General features: G+C 61.7%; 19 protein-coding genes. 15 read left to right on the forward strand and 4 right to left on the reverse strand.

Annotated features, from left to right (window positions below; translation table 11 throughout):
* Window positions 1–18 precede the first annotated feature (18 nt).
* The 6 genes from phnD (at window position 19) to phnN (ending at window position 5,895) form a co-directional block, all read left to right on the forward strand.
* Window positions 19–927, forward strand: a complete 909-nt coding sequence (gene phnD / locus EQW76_RS18000) for a phosphonate ABC transporter substrate-binding protein (RefSeq protein WP_142830070.1) — start codon at window positions 19–21, stop codon at window positions 925–927.
* A 78-nt stretch (window positions 928–1,005) separates the two neighbouring features.
* Window positions 1,006–1,971: a phosphonate ABC transporter, permease protein PhnE gene (phnE, locus tag EQW76_RS18005; RefSeq protein WP_142830068.1), complete on the forward strand. Its 966-nt coding sequence runs from the start codon at window positions 1,006–1,008 to the stop codon at window positions 1,969–1,971.
* Between the two features lie 7 nt (window positions 1,972–1,978).
* Window positions 1,979–3,322 (forward strand): phosphonate ABC transporter, permease protein PhnE, encoded by a 1,344-nt coding sequence (phnE, locus tag EQW76_RS18010; RefSeq protein ID WP_142830066.1) that lies wholly within the window; start codon window positions 1,979–1,981, stop codon window positions 3,320–3,322.
* 122 nt (window positions 3,323–3,444) lie between these two features.
* Window positions 3,445–4,140 (forward strand): DUF1045 domain-containing protein, encoded by a 696-nt coding sequence (locus tag EQW76_RS18015; RefSeq protein ID WP_142830064.1) that lies wholly within the window; start codon window positions 3,445–3,447, stop codon window positions 4,138–4,140.
* A gap of 13 nt (window positions 4,141–4,153) precedes the next feature.
* Entirely contained in the window at window positions 4,154–5,293 is a 1,140-nt protein-coding gene (locus EQW76_RS18020; protein ID WP_142830062.1) for an alpha-D-ribose 1-methylphosphonate 5-triphosphate diphosphatase, read from the forward strand.
* Complete coding sequence (gene phnN / locus EQW76_RS18025) at window positions 5,293–5,895, forward strand: phosphonate metabolism protein/1,5-bisphosphokinase (PRPP-forming) PhnN (RefSeq protein ID WP_224128618.1); 603 nt, start codon at window positions 5,293–5,295, stop codon at window positions 5,893–5,895. Before EQW76_RS18020 ends, phnN begins: the two co-directional genes overlap by 1 nt.
* Before the next feature lie 17 nt (window positions 5,896–5,912).
* Here phnN and polA read toward each other — a convergent pair whose 3' ends face one another.
* Complete coding sequence (gene polA / locus EQW76_RS18030; protein ID WP_142830250.1) at window positions 5,913–8,906, reverse strand: DNA polymerase I; 2,994 nt, start codon at window positions 8,904–8,906, stop codon at window positions 5,913–5,915.
* 399 nt (window positions 8,907–9,305) lie between these two features.
* Between polA and EQW76_RS18035 the strand changes: the two genes are divergently transcribed.
* The 9 genes from EQW76_RS18035 (at window position 9,306) to EQW76_RS18075 (ending at window position 18,895) form a co-directional block, all read left to right on the forward strand.
* Entirely contained in the window at window positions 9,306–9,737 is a 432-nt protein-coding gene (locus EQW76_RS18035; protein ID WP_142830060.1) for a MarR family winged helix-turn-helix transcriptional regulator, read from the forward strand.
* A 119-nt stretch (window positions 9,738–9,856) separates the two neighbouring features.
* Window positions 9,857–11,245, forward strand: a complete 1,389-nt coding sequence (locus tag EQW76_RS18040; protein ID WP_142830058.1) for a M20/M25/M40 family metallo-hydrolase — start codon at window positions 9,857–9,859, stop codon at window positions 11,243–11,245.
* 159 nt (window positions 11,246–11,404) lie between these two features.
* Window positions 11,405–12,472: a LacI family DNA-binding transcriptional regulator gene (locus tag EQW76_RS18045; protein WP_202617172.1), complete on the forward strand. Its 1,068-nt coding sequence runs from the start codon at window positions 11,405–11,407 to the stop codon at window positions 12,470–12,472.
* Window positions 12,469–13,491 (forward strand): ABC transporter substrate-binding protein, encoded by a 1,023-nt coding sequence (locus tag EQW76_RS18050; RefSeq protein WP_142830054.1) that lies wholly within the window; start codon window positions 12,469–12,471, stop codon window positions 13,489–13,491. The genes EQW76_RS18045 and EQW76_RS18050 overlap by 4 nt, the downstream gene beginning before the upstream one ends.
* 74 nt (window positions 13,492–13,565) lie before the next feature.
* A complete protein-coding gene (locus EQW76_RS18055) occupies window positions 13,566–14,396 on the forward strand; it encodes an ABC transporter permease (RefSeq protein WP_142830052.1) in 831 nt (276 codons plus the stop codon).
* Window positions 14,393–15,172 (forward strand): ABC transporter permease, encoded by a 780-nt coding sequence (locus EQW76_RS18060; RefSeq protein WP_142830050.1) that lies wholly within the window; start codon window positions 14,393–14,395, stop codon window positions 15,170–15,172. Before EQW76_RS18055 ends, EQW76_RS18060 begins: the two co-directional genes overlap by 4 nt.
* A complete protein-coding gene (locus tag EQW76_RS18065; protein ID WP_142830049.1) occupies window positions 15,165–16,193 on the forward strand; it encodes an ABC transporter ATP-binding protein in 1,029 nt (342 codons plus the stop codon). Before EQW76_RS18060 ends, EQW76_RS18065 begins: the two co-directional genes overlap by 8 nt.
* Window positions 16,194–16,196: 3 nt before the next feature.
* Window positions 16,197–17,120: a nucleoside hydrolase gene (locus EQW76_RS18070; RefSeq protein ID WP_142830047.1), complete on the forward strand. Its 924-nt coding sequence runs from the start codon at window positions 16,197–16,199 to the stop codon at window positions 17,118–17,120.
* Window positions 17,117–18,895 carry an adenine deaminase C-terminal domain-containing protein gene (locus EQW76_RS18075; RefSeq protein WP_142830045.1) on the forward strand — a complete coding sequence of 593 codons (1,779 nt, stop codon included), beginning with the start codon at window positions 17,117–17,119 and terminating at the stop codon, window positions 18,893–18,895. The genes EQW76_RS18070 and EQW76_RS18075 overlap by 4 nt, the downstream gene beginning before the upstream one ends.
* 29 nt (window positions 18,896–18,924) lie before the next feature.
* On the opposite strand, the gene EQW76_RS18080 is transcribed toward EQW76_RS18075, so the two are convergent.
* The 3 genes from EQW76_RS18080 to EQW76_RS18090 form a co-directional block, all read right to left on the reverse strand.
* Window positions 18,925–19,980 carry an ABC transporter ATP-binding protein gene (locus tag EQW76_RS18080; RefSeq protein ID WP_142830043.1) on the reverse strand — a complete coding sequence of 352 codons (1,056 nt, stop codon included), beginning with the start codon at window positions 19,978–19,980 and terminating at the stop codon, window positions 18,925–18,927.
* Complete coding sequence (locus EQW76_RS18085; RefSeq protein WP_142830041.1) at window positions 19,977–21,575, reverse strand: iron ABC transporter permease; 1,599 nt, start codon at window positions 21,573–21,575, stop codon at window positions 19,977–19,979. Before EQW76_RS18085 ends, EQW76_RS18080 begins: the two co-directional genes overlap by 4 nt.
* A 118-nt stretch (window positions 21,576–21,693) precedes the next feature.
* A complete protein-coding gene (locus EQW76_RS18090; RefSeq protein ID WP_142830039.1) occupies window positions 21,694–22,713 on the reverse strand; it encodes an iron ABC transporter substrate-binding protein in 1,020 nt (339 codons plus the stop codon).
* Window positions 22,714–22,784: the final 71 nt, after the last annotated feature.

Raw genomic sequence — 22,784 nt, forward strand, 5'->3', positions numbered from 1 at the left:
AATCAGGAGACGAAACCCATGTTGAAGAAGACACTTCTTGCAGCCACGGCGATCCTTTCGCTCGTCGGCCAGGCAGCATCCGCAGCCGACCTCAAGGAATTCCGCGTCGGCATTCTCGGCGGCGAGAACGAAGCCGACCGTCTACGCAACTACGCCTGCCTTGCCGAGCATCTCAAGGAAACCTTCGGTTTTGAAAAGGTCTCGCTGTTCCCGGCTGCCGATTATGACGGCGTTATCCAAGGCCTGCTGGGCGGCACGCTCGATTTCGCAGAACTCGGCGCCTCCGGTTATGCCGCGACCTTCATCAAGGATCCGAAGGCCGTCACCCCTATCCTGACGACTCAGCAGGCCGACGGCGCGACCGGCTACTACTCCATCGGTCTGGCCCTGAAGTCCTCCGGCATCAAGACCATCATGGACGCCAAGGGCAAGAAGCTCGGCTACGCCGACCCGGACTCCACCTCCGGCTACCTCGTTCCGCTGACACAGATCCCGAAGACCACGGGCGTTCCGAACGACAAGTTCTTCGGTTCGACGCAGTTCAACGGCGGCCACGAGAACAACCTGCTCGCAGCCTATGACGGTAAGGTCGATGTTGCAGTCGACGATTCCTCCGGCATTGGCAACTTCAAGGACGGCTACACCTCCGGCACCTTCCGCAAGGAAGTCAACAAGGGCGCTGTCGACCCGAACAAGCTGGTTGAAGTCTGGCGTTCGCCGCTGATCCCGAACGGCCCGCTGGTCGTTTCCAACAAGCTCGGCACTGAATGGCAGACCAAGCTGGCCGACTTCTTCACCCAGCTCCCGACCAAGGACAAGAAGTGCTTCGACGCCATCGAAGGCGGCGACTTCAAGGGCTACGTTCCTGTCAAGGCCGACTTCTACAACGCAATCGTTGAAGTCCGCAAAGCAGCTATCGGCGGCTGATCCGAGATCACTGAAGGCGGCCGGTCCCACCGGCCGCCTTTTTGACGTGCCTGAACTCCGTCCGACGAGCAGCGTTTCATGACCCTAGCCGACACCCATTCGCAGATGCCAACGTCGCAGCAGATCGGCGACAGCTGGGCGAGGCAGGTCGCGCGCCGGCGGGTCTACACGATTTTCGGACTTCTGGTGCTGCTGGCGGCCTTCGTCTCGTCGATGCAATTTGCCAATGACAGCAATGCCGGACACTTCTTCGAGCGCCTGCCGCATCTCTTCGACTTCGTCAGCTGGCTGGTTCCGAAAGACTGGAACGACGTCTGGCGCGCCCTCTTCGACATAGCCAGCCCCAACGATCCGGGAACGGGCGGCGAGGAGTTCAATTTCCCGCGCGGTCGCGTCTATGTCTTCGGCGATTTCTATATCCCCGAATACTTCGAACTGATGCTCATCACCATCAACGTGGCGCTGGTGTCGACGATCATCGGCTTCATCTTTGCCCTGCCACTGTCGTTCATCGCATCACGCAACCTGACGCCGTCGAAGCCTTTGCGGATCGTCGTCAAGCGCGTCATGGAGGTGCTCAGGGCCTTTCCGGAAATTGTCATTGCCGGGCTGTTTGCCGCAATCATCTCGATAGGGCCGGTCTCGGCCATCATCGCCGTCGGCCTTCACTCGATTGGCGCGCTGGGCAAGCTGTTCTATGAGACAATCGAAAACGCCGACATGCGGGCCGATGAAGGCATCCGCTCGGTCGGTGCCAGCTGGAGCGAGCGGGTACGGTTTGCGACCCTGCCGCAGGTCCTGCCTAACTTCATGTCCTATACCCTGCTGCGGGTGGAGATTAACGTGCGGGCCTCGACGATCATCGGCGCCGTCGGCGGCGGCGGCATCGGCGAGGAACTGAAGCTCTCCATCTCGCGCGGCTTCGGCGCCAAGACGATGGCGCTGATCCTGCTGCTCTTCGTCACCATTCTCGCCGTCGACCAGTTCTCCGCCTGGCTGCGCAAGCGGCTTGTTGGCGAACACGCCTTCCTGCTGCATCACTGAGGCTCCCATGACGCTGACCGACGCAAGCCATGCGGCATCCATCGAAGAGCGCTTTCCGCAAGCCTTCAACCCGCCCTTCCGCAAGCGCTTCGGCGGCCTCCTGGTGGTGATCGGGCTGCTGCTCTACGCCCTCTATTCCGTCTGGTTCTTCCAGCTGCCGAAGATCCTCGGCGAAGCTCACTGGGACCGGGTCGGCATCTTTCTCAGCCAATGGGTCAGCTACGACGTGCAGCCGGAGTTTCGGCTCTCCGGAGATCAGGTGGCGCCACATTATCCGCGCTTTTCGCCGCTCGGCGACGATCCGCATCCGGATTGGGTAAAGGCCAACGCCGACGGCAGCACGACGGTAGAGGTTGCCGGCAAGGCCAAGATGATCGAGATCACCAAGACGGAGGTGACAGTCGTTGCCAACGGCGAACGGGTCGCAGTATCGCTTGTAAGCGGCCAGCCGAAGGTGATTGGCCCTGTGCCTGCCTGGATGACCGTCTATGACGACAACGTGCTTGCCGACCTCGGCTTTGCCGGTGACGTCAGCATCGACAACGACCGGGTCAAGATCCGCAAGCGCTTTCTCGGCTGGCCGAACTTCATCTTCGACACGAGCTCGAAGTTTTTCGAGAAATCACCTTCCGAAATCGCAACCCTGTTGTTCAGCGGTCCGCAGCTGGTCAAAGGCCAGTCCAACTGGTCGCTGGCATTCGACGATTTCTGGAACAACAACCAGTGGCAGCACGGCGATGTGCTGACGAAGCTGCTGCAGACGATCGTCATGGCATTTCTGGGCACGCTGCTCGGCGCCATCGTTTCCTTTCCGCTGGCTTTTCTGGCGGCGCGCAACATCACATCGAGCCGCATCGTCAACCACATATTCAAGCGTTTTTTCGACTTCCTGCGGTCTATGGACATGCTGATCTGGGCGCTGTTTTTCACGCGGGCCTTCGGACCGGGGCCGCTGGCAGGCAGCGCGGCGATCTTCTTTACCGAGACCGGTACGCTCGGCAAGATCTACGCCGAAGCGCTGGAGAACATCGACGACAAGCCACGCGAAGGCATCCTGTCGACCGGCGCATCTGAAGTGCTGGTGCAGCGCTACGGCGTGATGCCGCAGATCGTGCCGATCATCGTCAGCCAGACGCTATACCAGTGGGAATCGAACGTCCGCGGTGCGACGATCATCGGTGCGGTCGGAGCCGGTGGTATCGGCCTTAAGCTTTGGGAGGCGATGCGTACCAACAAGAACTGGGAAAACGTTGCCTATATGGTGCTTCTGACGCTAGCCGTGGTAATGATCTTCGATGCCGCTTCCAACGCCCTGCGCACCCGGCTCATGGGAACGCAGAACGAGCGATAAAGACGGCATACCGCGCGTTTGATCATCATTCTGTCACGGAAATCTTTTAGCGCAGAACCATCTTGCCGTCGGTGGAAAAATCACGTCACTGTGCGCTCCCCGCATGACCCAAGGATGGCCACTTGCGCTACGCCCTCTACTTCACGCCGCCGCATGACGATCCGCTGACGACGGCGGCCAGTCGCTGGCTTGGCCGCGATGCGTTTACCGGCGAGACGTTTCCGGCAGCAGATGCCGGTGATATCAACGCGGACGAGCGGGTGGCGATAACGGAAGATCCTCGCCGCTACGGTTTTCATGCCACGCTGAAGGCGCCTTTCGAGCTTGCCAGCTCTGTCACCGAGCGCGATCTTCTGGAAGTGGCTGCCGAATTTGCTGCGAAAACGCCGACGTTCACGCTGCCGAAGCTTGTTCTAGGCCAGCTCGGGCGCTTCTTTGCGCTGGTACCGGGCGATCTGTATCCGACGCTGCAGGAGTTCTCCGCCGACGTCGTGCGCTCGTTCGAGCCCTTCCGCGCCGCGTTGTCGGAGGCAGATATTGCCCGCCGCAAGCCTGAACAACTCGATGACGCCCACCGCGCCAATCTGCTTCGCTGGGGCTATCCCTATGTCATGGAGCAGTTTCGTTTCCACATGACCCTGACCGGCCAGGTGTCGCCCGAGCGCCAGGATGCGTTCAGGACCGTGCTTGGCGACAAATTTGCCGATTATATTGGCCGCCCCCTTCCCATCTCCGGCCTCGCCGTCTTCGTCGAAGAGACACGCGGCGCGCCATTTACCGTCCGCGCCTGGTTACCCCTCGCCCACGCTGCAAGCTGAAAGACCGTCTGACATGTCCCAGGAAACCATCCTCTCCAATGCCCGTATCATTCTCGAAGACCAGATCGTGTCGGGCACAGTGATCATCCGCGACGGCAAGATCGCCGAGATCTCCGAGGGAGCGTCCGCTGTCGGAGAGGATTTCGAGGGCGATTATCTGATGCCAGGCCTTGTGGAACTGCATACCGACCATCTGGAGTCCCATTACTCGCCGCGGCCTGGCGTGCGATGGAACAAGACGGCGGCCATACAGGCGCACGATGCGCAGATCGTCACTTCGGGCATAACCACCGTGTTCGACTGCCTGCGCATGGGCTCCGACGAGGATGACGGCTTCGACCACGGCGAGATGCGTGACATGGCCGATGCCATCGAGGCGGCACAGAACGACGGGCGGCTGCGGGCCGACCATCTGATCCACCTGCGCTGCGAGGTGTCTTCGCAAAACGTACTCGAGCATTTTGCCGACTTCCAGCAGGACAACGCGGTTCGCCTCGTGTCGCTGATGGATCATGCGCCCGGCCAGCGACAGTTCCAGACGATGGACAAGTACATCTTCTACTACCAGAAGAAGCGCGGCCTGACTGACGAGGCTTTTGCGGTCTTCATTGCCAAGCGCCTCGAGGAGTCGGCCAAGTATTCGACGCCGCACCGCGACGCCATCACCAAGATCTGCCACGAGCGCGGCATCACCATTGCCAGCCATGACGATGCGACGCTCGAACATGTCGATGAGGCCGTTGCCTATGGTGTCCGTCTGGCAGAGTTTCCGACCAGCGTGGAGGCCGCCAAAGCCTCGCATGCTGCCGGCATGAGCGTATTGATGGGAGCGCCGAACATCGTCCGCGGCATGTCGCATTCCGGCAATATCGCCGCACGGGACCTGGCAGAGCTCGGCGTACTCGACGTGCTGTCGTCGGATTACGTGCCGTTCAGCCTGCTGCATGCACCGTTCATACTGGCCGACGAGGTCGAGTCGATCTCGCTGCCGAAGGCGATTGCGATGGTGACGGCAACCCCTGCCCGCACCGTCAGCCTCGACGACCGGGGCCGCATCGCGGTCGGACTGCGCGCAGACCTCGTGCGAGTGCGCCGCGATACCGGCGTGCCTGTGACACGCGCGATTTGGCGCGAAGGACGAAGGGTCGCCTGATGGCCGAGCTTGAGGCCAATCCGCAGACCGGCAATGCCGCGCCGACCGCAACAGGCATGATGGTGGTGGTGGTCGGCCCAAGCGGCGCCGGCAAGGACACGCTGATCGGCCGCGCCGCAGAATATTTTGACGGACGGACGGATGTGCACTTTGCGAGACGCGTCATCACACGCGGCGCCGACGCGGGTGGCGAGGACCATGTCAGCGTCTCCGAGGGCGGGTTCGACGCGATGGAAAGGGCCGGCAGTTTTGCCATATCCTGGGATGCACATGGCCTGAAATACGGGATTCCGGCCGCCGTTCGCCAGGAACTGGCACAGGGCAATATCGTCATCGCCAACGGCTCGCGGTCGGTACTCGATCGCTTCAAGGCTGCCTTCCCGAGACTGACGATCATCAACGTCACAGCCCGGCCGGAGGTGCTGGCAGAGCGTCTGGAAGCGCGCGGACGTGAAACCCGTGCGGACATCCTGAAGCGCCTGGAACGCGGATCGCTGACCGTGCAAGGCGACTTCGATGTCGTCACCATCGACAACAGCGGCACGCTGGATGCCGCGACGCATGCGATGATCGATGCGCTCGAGGCAATACTCCGCGGCTGACAGCAAGTCCGGTTCTGCTAGTGGGCTTCGTCCCAGTTGTCGGCAGCACGCGCATCGACCTTAAGCGGCACGCTCATCTCGACGGCCGGCATGGCAGCATTTTCCATGACGGAGACGATGACCGGCTGGGTCCGCTCGACATCGCCATCCTCCACTTCGAAAATCAATTCGTCATGGACCTGCAGCAGCATGCGGACGCGCTCGCCGAGCCCGGCTTCAGCCAATGCCGGCTCGATCTGGATCATCGCACGCCTGATAACGTCTGCGGCCGAGCCCTGGATCGGTGCGTTGATGGCGGCGCGTTCGTTGAAAGCGCGCATCGAAGGATTGGACGAGCGAATTTCCGGATAATGGATGCGGCGGCCGAAGATGGTCTCGACATAGCCCTTGTCACGGGCATAGGCCTTGGTGGCCTCCATATAGTCCTTGATGCCGGGGAAGCGCTCGAAGTAGCGCTTGATGTATTCACCGGCCTCGGAGCGCTCGATTGAAAGCTGGTTGGCAAGGCCGAAGGCTGAGATGCCGTAAATGATGCCGAAGTTGATCGCCTTGGCGCGACGGCGCACGTCCGACGGCATGCCCTCGACCGGCACACCGAACATCTCGGAGGCCGTCATCGCATGGATGTCCACGCCGTCGGAAAACGCCTGGGTCAGTTGCGGAATGTTGGCGACATGGGCCAACACGCGCAGCTCGATCTGGCTGTAATCGGCCGACAGCAGCTTGTGGCCGGGTGTCGAAACGAAAGCCGTGCGGATCTTGCGGCCTTCGACGGTGCGCACCGGAATATTTTGCAGGTTCGGCTCGGACGAGGATAGCCGGCCGGTGGTGGTCGCGGCCAGCGAGTAGGATGTGTGGACGCGTTTGGTCAGGGGGTGGATGTAGCCTGGCAGCGCGTCGGTGTAGGTCGACTTCAGCTTGGTCAACTGGCGCCAGTCGACAATCTTGCGCGGCAGCGGCAGGCCCTCGGCGGCCAGATCCTCGAGCACGCTTGCCGAGGTGGACCACTGTCCGGTCTTGGTCTTGCCGCCACCGGCAAGGCCCATCTTCCCGAACAGGATATCGCCGAGCTGCTTGGGCGAGCCGATGTTGAAGCGCTCGCCGGCCAGTTCATAGATCTCGTCCTCGAAGGCTGCCGCCTTCTGGGCAAGTTCGCCGGAGAGCCGTGACAGGATCTGGCGATCGACGGTGATGCCGCGCTCTTCCATGCGGGCGAGCACCGGCACGAGCGGCCGCTCCAGGCGCTCATAGACCGAGGTCAGTTTCTGCGCGGCGAGGCGCGGCTTCAGCACCATCCACAGCCGCAGCGTCACATCGGCATCCTCGGCGGCATAGGCCGTGGCCTTGTCGATGGCGACACGGTCGAAGGTGACGAGCGACTTGCCGCTGCCGGCGACATCCTTGAAGGCGATGGGCTTGTGCCCGAGCCAGCGCTCGGACAGCGTGTCCATGCCATGGGTCGTGGCACCGGCATCGAGCACGTAGGACATCAGCATGGTGTCGTCAAACCCCCGGGTGATGATGCCATAGCGCTTCATCAGCAGGTAATCGTATTTGAGGTTCTGGGCTACCTTGAGGACGGACGGGTCCTCCAGCAGTCCCTTCAGCAGGGCCAGTGCATCGTCCATGGGTATCTGGTCCGGCGCCAGCTTGACGCCGTCGCTGAACAGATCCTCGCTGCCGGTCTTGTGGGCAAGCGGCACATACGCGGCGTGGATGGTGAGGCCCGACGCATCGGCGGGATCGGCGTAGGCAAGCGAGAAACCGACCAGATCCGCCTGCATGACATCGATCGAGGTGGTCTCGGTATCGAAGGCGACCAGGCCGGTTTCGCGACAGGCGGCAATCCAGTTCGAGAGCGTTGGGAGGTCTCGGATGGTGACATAGGCAGAGGCATCGAGTTTGGCGGCGGCGAAACTTTCTGCCCGGCTCCTGGCAAGATCGGTAGGCGTTGCACCCCGATGCGGCGCCTCGACTGCCAGCGGGTCGGTGGGCGACGACTTGATCGTCTCTTCGGAGCGCTCCCCCTCGGTGGCGGAGGCGAGCGTGTCCATGTCGGGGCCGTGAGCCTCGGCAACCAGCTCGACCGCGACGACCGCCGCCTCGATGCCTGCAGCATTCGCGCCGGTCGCATCGGCGACGCGGCGGGTCAGCGAGGTGAATTCCATGGCCTTCAGGAAGGCGATGAGTTTCGGGCCATCCTGCGGCTCGAGTGTCAGATCCTCGAGGGGTACGTCGAGCGGTACGTCGGTGCGCAGTTCGACCAGCTGGCGCGACAGCCGTGCGAGATCGGCATTGGCAATGATACTTTCGCGGCGTTTCTGCTGCTTGATCTCGCCGGCCCGCGACAGCAGCGTTTCGAGATCGCCGAATTCTTCCAGAAGCTGGGCTGCGGTCTTCGGACCGATCCCCGGAATGCCCGGCACGTTGTCGGTGGAATCACCGGTCAGCGCCTGCAGGTCGATCATCTTTTCAGGCGCGACGCCCCATTTCTCGACGACATCGGGAATGCCGATCTGCTTGTCCTTCATGGCATCGTACATATGCACATTGGGCGTCACCAACTGCATCAGGTCCTTGTCGGACGAGATGATGGTGACATCGGCGCCGGTGGCCTCTGCCAGCCGCGCATAGGTGGCGATGATGTCGTCGGCCTCGAAACCTTCAGTTTCGATGCACGGAAGATTAAAGGCGCGGGTCGCCTCGCGGATCAGACCGAACTGCGGCACCAGGTCCTCGGGCGGTGCCGAGCGGTTGGCTTTGTAGAGATGGTATAGATCGTTGCGGAACGTCTTTGAGGAATAGTCGAAGATGACGGCAAAATGGGTGGGCGTCACCCCGACATCGGTGTTGCGCGCGTCACGCAGCAACTTCCACAGCATGTTGCAAAATCCCGACACGGCATTCACCGGCAAACCATCGGATTTGCGGTTGAGCGGCGGAATGGCGTGGAAGGCGCGGAAAATGAAGCCCGAGCCATCGACGAGGAAGAGATGATCACCATTTTTCATGCCGGAATGGATAGCCTGCGGCATGCCCGAGGTCCAGACCGCGTTGCCTGCTTTTCGCTGAGGGATGCAGTGCCCGGCGTCACCGAAACGTTACCGATTTGTAACGGCGCCGACGAAACGGTTCCCTTGAAAAGCCGTATTTGAATTAGCATTTCTCCCTCGCCGGCGCTTAACAAACGTCGCGGGTCTGGTCGCTGGCATGTCCCCTGCCGCATCAGACTTGGACAAAGGCCTTCCCCCCTCTCCGGGCCTTTGTCCCTATTTTTAGCCGCCATGGTTTCCCTCCAGGCCATGGCGGCTTTTTCCATCGAAGCAGACAGTGCAACAACCCGCTCGGCTAAGACCCTCGCCGGCGATTTACGCGTTGTTTCGGCTTGAAATTGCGCATAAGCACACGTCATGGGATATAGTCGGACAGACTCCGCAGCCTACCTTGCGAGCCAGCTTGCGAAGGGTTTCAGTCGCTCCTTGCAACAGCGGGCGGCAGGAATCGGCTTTTCTCCCGGACAGTTTCCAATCCTGGTCGAATTGTGGGCCGAGGATGGCCTGACGCAGAAGCAACTGCTGGAGCGCGTCGACATCGAACAGGCCACCATGGCAAACACGCTTTCGCGCATGGAGCGCGATCAACTGATCGAGCGCAAGCCTCATCCTTCCGACAAGCGGGCTCAGCTCGTCTACCTGACGGAAAAGGGATCTGCCATGCAGCAAGACGCGGTCGATGCAGCCATGGCTGCAGACCAGGATCTCTTCAAAGGTTTCAGGGTCTTCGAGCGTGAGTTGCTGCTGGAATATATTCGGCGCGTCCTCGACAATGCCAAGCGCCTCTAGCGGCGATCGCAGCTCTTTGACATTTCGCTGACCGCTACGATCGAACACACAGCCGATTTCGGCTCGAAACACCCCCCGCTTTGGTCTATCGTCTCTCCAAATCGGAAGAAGGACCATCCATGACTGCCATATCCCCCATTCTCGACCGCGCCGACCAGAACCTGCCCACCAGCCTCGACAAGCTGTTCGAACTGCTCAGGATCAAGTCGATTTCGACCGATCCTGCATTCAAGCCGGAATGCCGCAAGGCGGCAGAGTGGCTTACGGCCTATCTGGTCTCTATCGGCTTCGAAGCCTCGGTTCGCGATACTCCCGGCCATCCGATGGTCGTCGCGCACCACGCAGGCGCCAGTGCCGGTGCGCCGCACCTGCTGTTCTACGGTCACTACGACGTGCAGCCAGTCGACCCGATCGAGCTCTGGGAGAACGACCCTTTCTCGCCAGCCATCAAGGAGATCGGCAATGGTCGCAAGGTCATCACCGGCCGTGGCACGTCGGACGACAAAGGCCAGCTAATGACCTTCGTTGAAGCCTGCCGGGCGTACAAGGACATCAACGGCGCGCTTCCATGCCGCATCACCATCCTATTCGAAGGCGAAGAGGAATCAGGCTCGCCATCGCTGAAACCTTTCCTCGAGGCCAATGCCGCGGAACTGACGGCAGACTACGCGCTCGTCTGTGATACCGGCATGTGGGATGCCGAAACGCCGGCAATTGCCGCCGGCCTGCGCGGATTGGTCGGCGATGAGATCGTCGTCACGGCCGCAGACCGCGATCTGCATTCCGGTATGTTCGGCGGACTTGCCGCAAATCCGATCCATATCCTCGCCGACATCGTCGCCGGCCTGCATGACGCAACCGGCAGGGTCACGCTTCCGGGCTTCTACAACGGCGTCAACGAGACGCCTGCCGATATCAAGGCAAGCTGGGAAAAGCTCGACGCCTCGGCGGAAAAGCTGCTGGGCGAAATCGGACTGTCGATCCCATCAGGCGAAAAGGGGCGTTCCGCTCTGGAACTGACCTGGGCGCGTCCGACAGCAGAGGTCAACGGCATCACCGGTGGCTATACGGGCGACGGCTTCAAGACCGTCATCGCCTCGAAGGCATCCGCCAAGATATCCTTCCGGCTGGTCGGCGACCAGAACCCGGCAGCCATCCGCGACAGTTTCCGCGCTTATGTAAAGTCGAAGATCCCGGCCGATTGCTCCGTTGAATTTCACGGTCACGGCGGGTCTCCGGGCATTCAACTATCTTATGAATCGGCGCTGCTCAACAAGGCGAAGGCAGCCCTCTCTGACGAGTGGCCAAAGCCTGCTGTCGTCATCGGCATGGGCGGCTCCATTCCCATCGTCGGCGATTTCCAGAAGATGCTCGGCATGGAGTCGTTGCTGGTCGGGTTCGGCCTGAACGACGACCGTATTCATTCGCCGAACGAGAAATATGAGCTCGCCTCCTATCACAAGGGCATACGCTCCTGGATCCGGATCCTCGACGCCCTGGCGGCATAACAATAAAGCCGGCAAGCAGGATGCGACCACTTCGCGGCTTGCTTGCCGGCGTCACGACCATCATAAATGACTGCAGGGCCAAGATTCGATTCGACAAATCAAATCAGGTGGTATATCGATTGATTAAACGATTAACCATTTATTGTGATGTCATTGGCTATCAACCGTTCCGGACCTAATCTCAGCCGCATCGCGGCATCGCTCGGTGTTTCCGTCGCCAGCGTCTCCAATGCTCTTTCCGGCAAAGGCCGGGTGTCTGCCGAACTCGGCGACCGTATACGGGCGACCGCAGCGGCCCTCGGTTATGTGCCGAGCCAGGCAGGGCGGGCGTTGCGGACCGGCAGAAGCGCGGTGCTCGGCCTTGTCCTGCCCGATATCGCCAATCCGCTCTTCCCGCAAATCGCCCAGGCTATGGAATACGCTGCCTCGGTTGCCGGCTACGGCATGCTGATCGCCGATTCACGTGGCGATATCGGCCACCAGACCGACGCTATCAATCGTCTGCTGGAGCGCGGCGTGGATGGCATGATCATTGTCCCCCGGCGCGGCACCCGGATTGCGGACATCGGCTGTCCGGTAGCCGTCATCGATACGCCATCGACGCCGGGCAACACCGTCTCTGCTGATCACTGGCAGGGCGGAGTACAGGTGGCGCAACATCTGTATGAACTCGGGCATCGCAAGATCATATTGCTGGGTAACAACCCCGCCTCCAACGTCCAGAACGACCGCATCGGCGGCCTGAAATCGGCATTCGACGCGAGCGTCACCACGGGCGTCATGTGGATCGAAAAGATCGAAGCCGAGCATGGCGCAGGCTGCATGCTGGGGCTTGCGGAAAAAGTCAGACAAGGGTTCACCGCCTTTGCCGCCATCTCGGATCTCGCTGCGCTGCGGGCCCTGACGGAATTGCAGCAGGCAGGCATATCCGTGCCGGATAGCGTCAGCGTCACCGGCTTCGACGACCTGATCTGGTCCTCGGTTGTCACGCCCGGCATAACGACGATGCGTATGGACATGCCGGCTATCGCAAAAATTGCCGTCGGCGCGCTCGTCGACGTCATCGAAATGGGCGCCCGCGACCAATCTTTGGCAGAAGAGACCCCGCACGCCAGCCGCATCGTCACCGCGGCGGTTTCACGGGTACCGATGCGGCTTATAGCACGTCAGTCCTCCGGTCCTCCCGGACCGGCGATGCAGGAACCCGGTGGAGATCCCGTCCCATGAATTGGCTGCTGAGCACGTCCATCGCGGTTTGTTGCCTTTTTCCACTGACAGCAGGCGCTGCGGACAAGACGCTGACGATCTCCGTCTATGCGTTTGCCCAGGACGACTACAGGAAGCTGGTCTACGATCCATTCGAAGCGAAATGCGGCTGCAAGCTGGTCGTGGAGACCGGCAACAGCGTCGAGCGGCTGGCAAAAATGGAGGCGAACAAGGCCCATCCGGTGATCGACATGGCAGTCGTCTCGATGGCCGATGCGCTACAGGCGTCTCGCGCAGGTCTCACAGACAAGATCGATACGTCAAGGCTTTCCAATTTCGACAAGCTCTACGACATCGCCAAGGACCCGAACGGCGACAGTATGAGCGTCGGCTACACCTTCTACGCCACGTCCATCGCCTATCGCCCCGATAAAATGAAGATCACGTCCTGGGCCGATCTCCTGAAGCCCGAATATGTGGGCCATATTGCCTTCCCGAATGTGACGACCAACCAGGGACCGCCAGCGCTCTACATGCTGGGCGAGGCAATGGGCAAGAACACGCCGGATCTCAAAGCGCCGATTGCTGCGATCGGTGAAAATAAAGACGACATCGTTACCTTCTACGAAAAGTCCTCGCAACTGGTGCAACTTATGCAGCAGGAGGAAATCTGGGCAGCGCCGATCGGTCGCTTTTCCTGGGCCGGCTTTACCAAGCTCGATGTCCCCGTTGCCTGGGCCGACCCCAAGGAGGGCCAAACAGGTGGCATGAATGTCATGATCCTGACCAAAGGTTCGAAGAACCGGGATCTAGCGTTGCAGTTCATGGATTTCTGGCTTTCGACGGATGTGCAGACCGCGCTTGGCCAGAAGCTGGTCGACAGCCCTGCCAACAAGGAGGTCAAGCTGCCGGCTGACATCACCAGCAACCTGACCTTTGGCGAAGACACCGCCAGGAGCCTCAAGCTCATCCCCTCCGCTCTGGCGCTCGACGAGCGAGAGGCCTGGGTGAAGGAATGGAACGAGACGGTTGGCCAGTAAGCTGCCGGTGCGGAATATCCGAATCCAGCACCGCGGATATCGTTCAGACGACACTGCCTGCGGGAAAGATCTGCATGTTCCAGAATAGAACCGAGGCCCTCGCGCTGGCGCTTCCGGCAGCACTGTTTGCGGCAGTGGTTTTCCTGGTGCCGGTCATCCTGCTTTTGTCTGAGGGGTTTCACGCGCCCGATGGGGCGTGGTCGATCGGCGCCTACACGGCATTTTTCTCCGAGGCGCTCAATCGTACCGTCTTCCTGCGCACGCTACGCCTCGGGCTCGAGGTCACGGCCGTTTCTGCGGTCATCGGCTATGCCGGCGCATTTGCCATCGTCAACCTACCGCCGAAGAGCAAGGGTCGCATGGTCGGCCTTGTCGTGCTGCCATTGATGATTTCACCGGTTGCCCGCACCTATGCCTGGATCGTCATCCTCGGGCGCACCGGCATCGTCAACGAGGCGCTGATCGGGCTGCATGTGATAGACACCCCGTTCCGCATTCTCTTCAGCGAGACCGCAGTTTTTCTCGGCCTGCTGCAATTGTTCCTGCCCCTGATGATCCTGTCGCTGATCAGTGCGCTTGAAAACATGCCGAAAGATGCGATCGCCGCGGCGCGAGTGCTCGGTGCAAACTGGCTGCAGGTGTTCTGGAAAGTTATCCTGCCGCTCACCCGCGAGGGACTGGTGATCGGCGGCACGCTGGTTTTCACCGGTTCGCTGACGGCCTATATCACGCCTGCGATCCTTGGTGGCTCCAAGGTGCTGATGCTGGAAACGCTGCTCTACCAGCGGGTCACGGTTTCCAGCGATTTCGTCTCGGCGAGCGTCATCGCCTTCATCCTCATCGTCATGAGCTTCGGCGCCAATCTGCTGCTGAAGCGCGTGGCAACCGCGAGGAGCCGCATATGAGCGGCCGGCTGTTTTCACCGATTGCCCTGTCTTTGCTGCTGGTCTTCCTGATCGGGCCGTTCGTCATCATTGTTGCCGCCTCGCTTTCAGCCGGCGAGACGCTGGCTTTTCCGCCGCAGGGCCTCTCGCTGCGTTGGGTGGAAAAAGTCTTCACCGTTGACAGCTTTCGCGCCAGCTTTGCCATGTCCATGCTGCTTGCGGTCGGCGGCACCCTGTGTGCGCTGGTCCTGGGCGTGCCGGCCGCCTATGCGCTCTCCCGCTACAGGCTGCCGTTTGCCGAGACCATCCGCACGGTCGTGTCAGCGCCCATCATCGTACCAGGCATCATCGTCGGGCTCTCCATCCTACGGTATCTCGTCGTGCCCTTCGGCTTCAGCATTACCGCCGCGCTGTTCTGCGCCCATACTGCGCTGGTGTTGCCCTATGCCGTGCGCGTCGTCTCGGCCAGCCTCGACAACCTGCGCTCCGACATCGAGGAAGCCGCAGTGTTGCTCGGTTCTTCGCGGCCGGGCGCCTTCTTCCGCGTCGTGCTGCCGAATATACGCGGCGGCGTGCTGGCGGCGTTTATCCTCGGGTTTGTCACCAGCTTCAATCAGGTGCCGGTGTCGCTGTTTCTGTCGGGCCCCGGAATCCAGACCCTGCCGATCAACATGCTCGGCTACATGGAGACGACCTACGATCCCTCCGTGGCCGCCCTTTCGGCACTGCTCGCCTTCCTGTCGATCGGCATCGTCTTTCTGGCCGAACGCTTTCTAGGATTTTCCCGCTATGTCTGACGCCTCCTATCTCACCCTCAAGAAGCTGACGCTTGCCTACGGCAGCACCGTTGCCGTCAGGGATCTCGACCTGACGATCGGTCGGGGGGAACTGGTGGCGCTGCTCGGCCCGTCCGGCTGCGGCAAGACGACGACAATGCGCGCTATCGCCGGACTGCTGACGCCCTCCTCAGGCAAGATCAGCCTAGACGGTGTCGACATCACCCGTGTTTCCGCCAATAAACGGGCAGTCGGCCTGGTCTTCCAGTCCTATGCCCTCTTCCCGCATCTTTCGGTCTACGAGAACATCGCCTTCGGATTGCGCCTGAAGGGCCTGCGCGGCGGCGACCTCGATGCGCGCGTCGGCGCTGGCCTGACGTCTGTGGGCCTTGGCGATTTCTCGCGCCGGAAACCAGGAGAGCTCTCAGGCGGCCAGCAACAACGCGTAGCGCTAGCACGCTCTATGGTGATGGAGCCTAAAGTGCTGCTGCTCGACGAGCCGCTGTCCAATCTCGACGCACGTCTCAGGCTGGAAATGCGCACCGAACTGCAGCGGGTCCAGAAGAAGACCGGCGTGACGATGATTTTCGTCACCCATGACCAAGTGGAGGCACTGGCGCTGGCCGACAGGATCGTGGTCATGCGGAATGGCGCAATCGAGCAGATCGGTACGCCGGAGGAGATCTATAACCGACCAGTCTCCGCCTTCGTTGCCGACTTCGTCGGATTCGAGAACATCTTTCCCACCGAGAGCACCGGGATGAAAGCGGCCGGTGGCGCCGTGCCGCTGTCTCAACCCGTGCCACGAGGTGCTGCGGGGCTCGCCTGGCGTCCGCGTGCGGTCACGCTCGGCGTCGGTCCGTTTCGAGGCATCGTCCGGGGCACGTCCTTTGCCGGAAACACACGCGAGTACCTGCTCGACACGCCGCTCGGTCCCATCAAGGCCGAAGTCGGAGCCGCCCTGGCTGCGCAGCCGATGGGCAGCGAGCTCGCATTCGATCTGCCGGTCGATGCGGCAGCGGTGCTGGAAAGGTTCGGGTGAAACATGGGGGTCTGGATCGATACCGACATGGGCTTCGACGACATCGCCGCCATTCTGGTGGTGGCGCATTCGGGGCTTGAGATCGACGGCGTCTCGCTGGTCATGGGGAACACTCCGCTCAACCAGGTGAGAGCCAACGCAGCCAGTGCGGCGGCATTTTTCGGTTGGCGCTTTCAAATCCACAGCGGGCGGGCAATGCCGGTCCTATGCCAGCTGGAAACAGCCGAGGCGATCCTTGGCTCAAGCGGAATTCCCACGCTGGGAAGGACGCTGCCGGCAGCAGAGCGGCTGCCTCCGGGCAATGCCTTTGCCGCGCTTTGCCAATGGCTTGAGACCAACCAAGGTCCCTGCCGGATCCTGGCGCTCGGGCCTCTCACCAATATCGCGGCGCTGGCGCTGGCGCGGCCCGATCTTGCCACCCGCGTGACGGAACTGGTCTGGATGGGCGGTGGCGTCACAGCGGGCAATCATACGGCATCGGCCGAATTCAATGCCTTTGCCGATCCGGAGGCGCTCGCAATCGTCCTTGCCCACGGCCTGCCGCTGCGCATGGTCGATCTCGATATCTGCCGCAAGGTGATCGCAACCCCGGAGGACGTCGATGCCCTTCGTCTGGTAGCCAGCGAAAAAGCCACGTTGCTGGCCGATCTTCTGGGCGGCTACGTGACGATTGGAACCAGCCGCGGCCGTGCCGGCATGGCGCTCTACGATCCGACCGCTGCTGCCATCTTCGTTGAGCCAGATATCGCCGACTTTCGACCTGCCCGCATCGATGTGGAGTTGCAAGGATCCCATACGCGAGGACGGACGGTCGTGGAATCTCGCGCCTCGCGTGGCATTTTCAACGCACATTATGTGGCCGGGATCGATGCAGCCAGGGCTCGCGTCATGGTCATGCGTGCCCTCGCCGACGAGGCCAGCCGATGACCGAAACGCGCGCGCGCGATCCCGCAGACCTCAACCATCCGGCTCTCAGGGCCCGTGCCTCCTCGGCAGCGCGGGGCGATACGCCGTTTGATGTGCTGATTACCGGCGGTCGACTCGTCAACATGGTCACAGGGCAAATCGACAACTGCGATATCGGATTGACGGGGGCCCTGATTGCCAGCGTGCATCCTGCTGGCAGCAGAACCGACGCGAGCGAAATCATCGATGCGGCCGGCGCATTCCTGTCGCCGGGGCTCATCGACACGCATATGCACATCGAAAGCTCGATGATCACGCCTGCGGCCTATGCGGAATGCGTCATGCCGCGCGGCGTTACGACAATTGTCTGGGATCCGCACGAATTCGGCAATGTCCACGGGCTGGCCGCCGTGCGCTGGGCTGTGGAGGCCACGCGGCCCCTGCCTTTGCGAGTGATCACCCTTGCGCCTTCCAGCGTTCCCTCGGCACCGGGACTGGAATGCGCCGGCGCGGACTTCGACGCAGCTGTGATTGCCGAGATCCTGTCCTGGCCCGAGATCGGTGGCGTCGCCGAGGTGATGAACATGCGCGGCGTCATCGACGGCGATCCGCGCATGACCGGCATCGTCAACGCCGGTCTCGCTTCAGGCAAGATCGTTGCAGGCCACGCGCGGGGACTTGAGGGAGCCGATCTCAACGCCTTTATGGCAGCAGGCGTGACATCCGACCATGAGCTCACCTCCGGCGCCGACTTCCTCGCCAAACTCTCGGCCGGAATGACGATCGAACTGCGCGGCTCACATGATCACCTGCTGACGCAGTTCGTGAATGAAATCAATAAGCTCGGCCATATGCCCCAGACCATCACGCTATGCACCGACGATGTATTTCCCGACGAACTCCACCGGGATGGCGGTCTTGACGATGTCGTGCGGCGGCTGGTGCGCGATGGCCTACGTCCAGAGTGGGCTTTGCGCGCAGCAACCCTGAACGCCGCAATGCGCTTGAACCGGCCTGACCTCGGCCTGATTGCCGCCGGTCGACGGGCTGACATCGTGTTATTCGACGATCTCGAGGATTTCCGGGCAAGGCTTGTCCTCGCCGATGGCAAGCCCGTTGCCCGTAACGGCAAAGCGCTGTTTACAGCGGCGAGGCTCGATCCGGAGCCATTGCGCCATTCCGTCAAGCTGGAACCGCTTTCCGAAGACGATTTTCGCGTATTGGCGGACGGAGACAGAGTACGCATCGCCACCATAGACCAGCCACGATTTACGGCCTGGGGCGAGATGACTGCCGATGTTGCAGGTGGCTTCGTCGTTCCGCCGCCGGGGACGACCCTGCTCGCGATCGCGCACCGACATGGCCGCGTCGATGAACGGCCGCGAATCGGCTTTCTCACCGGTTGGGGTGAATGGCGAGGTGCTTTCTGTACGACTGTATCGCATGACAGCCACAACCTGACTGTGTTCGGTGGCAATGTGCGCGACATGACGCTGGCTGCAAATGCCGTGATCGCTGCGGGCGGCGGTATGGCGGTGGCCTCGAACGGCAGGCTCGATGCCATCTTGCCGCTACCGCTCTCCGGCCTTGTCAGCGAGGCTGGACTGGAGGATATCGCGGCGGGGTTTGGCGCCATACGCAAGGCCATGACGCGGGTTGTCGACTGGAAGCCGCCCTATCTGGTGTTCAAGGCGTGTTTCGGCGCGGCGCTCGCTTGCAACATCGGGCCGCACCAGACCGACCGTGGCATTGCCGACGTGACAACCGGCCAGCTGCTGGAAAGTCCGGTTCTCTGAGAGAGTTGTCGGCCTAACCTTTGCCATGCCTAAAGCGTGGCAAAGACATGGGCGCTACCGCGCACGGTCACCTCGACCGCGCTGCCAATGGCGGGAAGGCCTATCCCGGAGCATTTGACCATCAGTGTGGAGCCGCCGTTCTGTTCGGCGAGACGCAGGGTGACGGTGCAAAGCGCGCCGCCGAACTCGATGTCGTCCACGGTTCCCCGGCATCCCGTTCCGTCCGGCGCGCCTTCGGCAAGGGAGAGATGAAGCTGCTCGGGGCGCAGCATGATTTCAGATGGGCCACTTTGCGCTGGCGCGTCCGTTACGATCCGGCCCAGTACGCAATCCGCAAAACCCTCTCCGAGATCGGCAGGCAAAAGCAGCGCATCGCCAAGAAACGTTGCCGTCTCCCGATCGACAGGACGGAGGTAAAGCGACTGGGGCGGGCCGGCCTGGACCAGTTGTCCACCGCGTAGCACGGCGACCTGATCTGCGAAGGACAAGGCCTCGGCCTGATCGTGGGTAACGAGAATTGCGGTGATACCGGCCGTCTGCAAAACTCTCGCCACGGCCTTGCGCATGTTTTCACGCAGCCCGGTGTCGAGTGCCGAAAAGGGCTCGTCGAGCAGCATCAGCTTCGGCTTGCGGGCAAGCGCGCGGGCCAGTGCAACACGCTGCTGCTGGCCGCCGGACAGCTGATGCGGACGTCGATCGAGCATGGCATGATCGAGCTCGACCATATCCACGAGGTCGCGGATGATCTCGCTGCGGTCAGCAACACCGCGCTCGATGCCGAAGCCGATGTTTTCGGCCACGCTCAGATGGGGAAAGAGGGCGCCGTCCTGGGAGACTATGCCGATGCCCCGGCGATGCGCGGGCACGATAGAAGGTCCATCGGCCAGTGTCTCGCCCTGCAGAACGACGCGGCCATGATCCGGCTGTTCGAAGCCCGCGATGATACGCAGCAAAGTCGTCTTGCCGGAGCCGGAAGGGCCGACGATAGCGGTGCGGCTGCCGATTTCAACCTGCAGGTCGATGCTGTCGAGCGCCAGGACAGGGCCGTAGCGCTTGCTGATATCTTGGATCGTCAGGAAGGTCATTGCCCGGCCGTTCGCTTGGATTGCATGTGAAGAAGAAGGGTGAGCGGCAACGACAGGACGACCATCATCAGGGCATAAGGGGCAGCCGAGACATAGTCGATCTCGCTGGTCAGCGACCAGAATTTCGTCGCCAGCGTCACGGTGCCGTTTGGCGAGAGCATCAGCGTTGCCGTCAGCTCGTTGGTGATGCCGAGCGCGACAAGTGCAACGCTTGCCGCAGCGCCTGGCGCCGCAAGCCGCATGGTGATCTGGCGGACCGCCTGACCTGGCGTGCGGCCAAGGGCCATGGCTGCCCGCTCCAGTTCTACCGGCGCCTGGGCAATGCTGGCCCTGAGGCCGACCATGGCACGCGGCAGAAACAGCAACACGTAGGCAACCAGCAGCGTCGCAAAGGTCTGATAGAGCGGCAGGATCATTCGCACGGTGATCGAGACGAGCGCCAGCGCCACGACAACGCCCGGCAGCGAGCCCACATAATAGTGGCAGGCTTCGAGCAGCCGTTGCAGCCTGCCCGGCGCACGCACGGAGAGCCAGGCCATCGGCGCTGCAGCGACCGTTGCCAGGATGCCGCCGGCGATTGCCAGCACCATTGTCTGCGCGAAGGCCAATCCGAGCATATCCATCCGCCAGATATCGGCGCCGCCGATCACCAGCCAGCGCGCCAGCGTCACGAAGGGCACGCCCAGAGCCAGCGCTGCCGTGATGACCGGCAACAGGATGCAGGGGAGTGCGAGGCGGCCGAGACGGCGGCAATCTGCCGGACGGGCGGCACCGGAGCCGACACGGGCGTAGCGTTCATTGCCGCGGATCAGCGCATCGAGGCCAAGCATCAGCAGGCAGCACAGCACCAGAACGCCGCCGAGCATATTGGCGGCCGGGCTGTTGTAGGCAGACTGAAACTGGTCGACGATGGCGGTCGCGAACGTATCGAAACGGATCATGATGAACAGGCCGTATTCGGCCAGGAGATGGAGGCCGATCAATAGCGAACCCCCGCAAATCGCCAGTCGCAGCTGCGGCAGTACGGCGCGGAAAAAGACACGCCAGGGGCCCAGCCCGAGAGAGGCGGCCGCATCTTCGATGGCCGGATCGAGACGGCGCAAGGCAGCTGCGACCGGGAGGTAGAGAAATGGATAGTAGGCGAGAACCGAAACGAGCACGCCGCTCGACAGGCCACGCATGCCCGGAACCAGGCTGACCCAGGCGTAGCTGTGAACGAAGGCAGGAACTGCGAGGGGTGCCGCCGAGAGCCACGACCATATCCGCGCGCCGAAAATGTCGGTGCGTTCGGTAAGCCAGGCGAGCGTAACCGCAAGGATGATGCAGAGCGGCAGCGTGCAGACTTCGAGCAGCACAGTGTTGATCAGCAGCTCGCCGACGCGATTTCGAAAGACCAGCGCGATCACCTGCTGCCAGCCGGTCTGGATAGTAATCCAGACTATGAAGCCAAGCGGCAGTAGGCTGAGCAACGACACGAGGGCAGCAACAACGAAAACCGGCACGTTCGGCACGCGGCCACGAGATGCCGCCGGCCTTGTCAGGCGCAGGGCATCGGCCGGATAGCCGGGTGCGGCTTGGCTGTTTTTTTGCAGCATGACGGCTGCCCTCATTTCTGAATACAGCACGGCAACCGCCAGTGGGCGATTGCCGATGATAATGCGTGACGCTGTTGCCAAGGCCCTAGCAGGGCAGGCGAGCCTTGCGCAAGAGGTATCAGATGAGGCCGGCGGCCGTCATCAGATCGGTCACCTTCTTGCTGTTCAGCTTGGACGGCTCGATCTTGGGGGCCTGCAACTCGGCAAGCGGCACCAGCTTGGGATTGGACTGCGCACCGTTGCCAACCGCATACTCGAATGAATTGCCATCGCGCAGCACCGTCTGGCCACCCTTGCCGGTGATCCACTTGATGAAGGCCTGGGCTTCTTTCTGATGCTGGCTGGAGGCAAGCACAGCGCCGCCGGAAATGCTGACGAACGCGCCCGGATCCTGGTTCTTGAAGTAATGCAGGGCGACATTCTTGCTGTTTTCGCCGGTCTTCGCCTGATCGCCGAACCAGTAATAGTGATAGATCAGCGCGCCTTCGATCTCGCCGGCATTGACGGCTTTCATCGCAACGCTGTTACCCTTGTAGCTCGTTGCATTCTCTTTCAGCGCCTTTAGCCATTTGGCGGTCTCCGCCTCGCCCTTCAATTCCAGAAAGGCGCTGACGATTGCCTGGAAATCCGCGCCGCCCGGCGAGGCGCCCCAGCGTCCCTTCCACTTCGGATCGGCAAGATCCATCATGGATTTCGGCAGATCGGCCTCCTTCAGCTTCGTCTTGTCATAGGCAAAGACGGTGGTCCGGGCGGCAACGCCCGTCCATTTGCCGTCTGCCGCCTTGAAGGTCTCAGGAAGCTGGGCCAGCGTATCCGCGTCGATCGGGGCGAAAAGGCCGGCGGCATCGACCAGGACCATCGCCGGGGAATTTTCGGTCAGGAACACGTCGGCTGGCGATGCTGCGCCTTCCTCGATGATCTGATTGGCGAACTGCATGTCGCTGCCATTGCGGACCGTGACCTTGATGCCGGTGTCTTTGGTGAACCCTTCGGCCCATGCCTGGGTCAGTGTCTCATGCTGGGCATTGTAGACGACGATGCCATCATCCTGCGCGTGCGCCAGGGAAACAGCCAACGGGCCTGCTGCGGTAGCGCAGGCAAGTGTCAGGCCGGCAAAAAATGAACGGGAAAACTTCATGGCATCCTCGATTTGGGTGGGCGGACAGATTTCTCCTCAGCCCTATATTTAACATGAGTAGTCATTTCAAG

It is taken from the genome of Rhizobium sp. rho-13.1 (genome assembly GCF_007000305.1).
GTDB lineage: Bacteria > Pseudomonadota > Alphaproteobacteria > Rhizobiales > Rhizobiaceae > Rhizobium > Rhizobium rhododendri.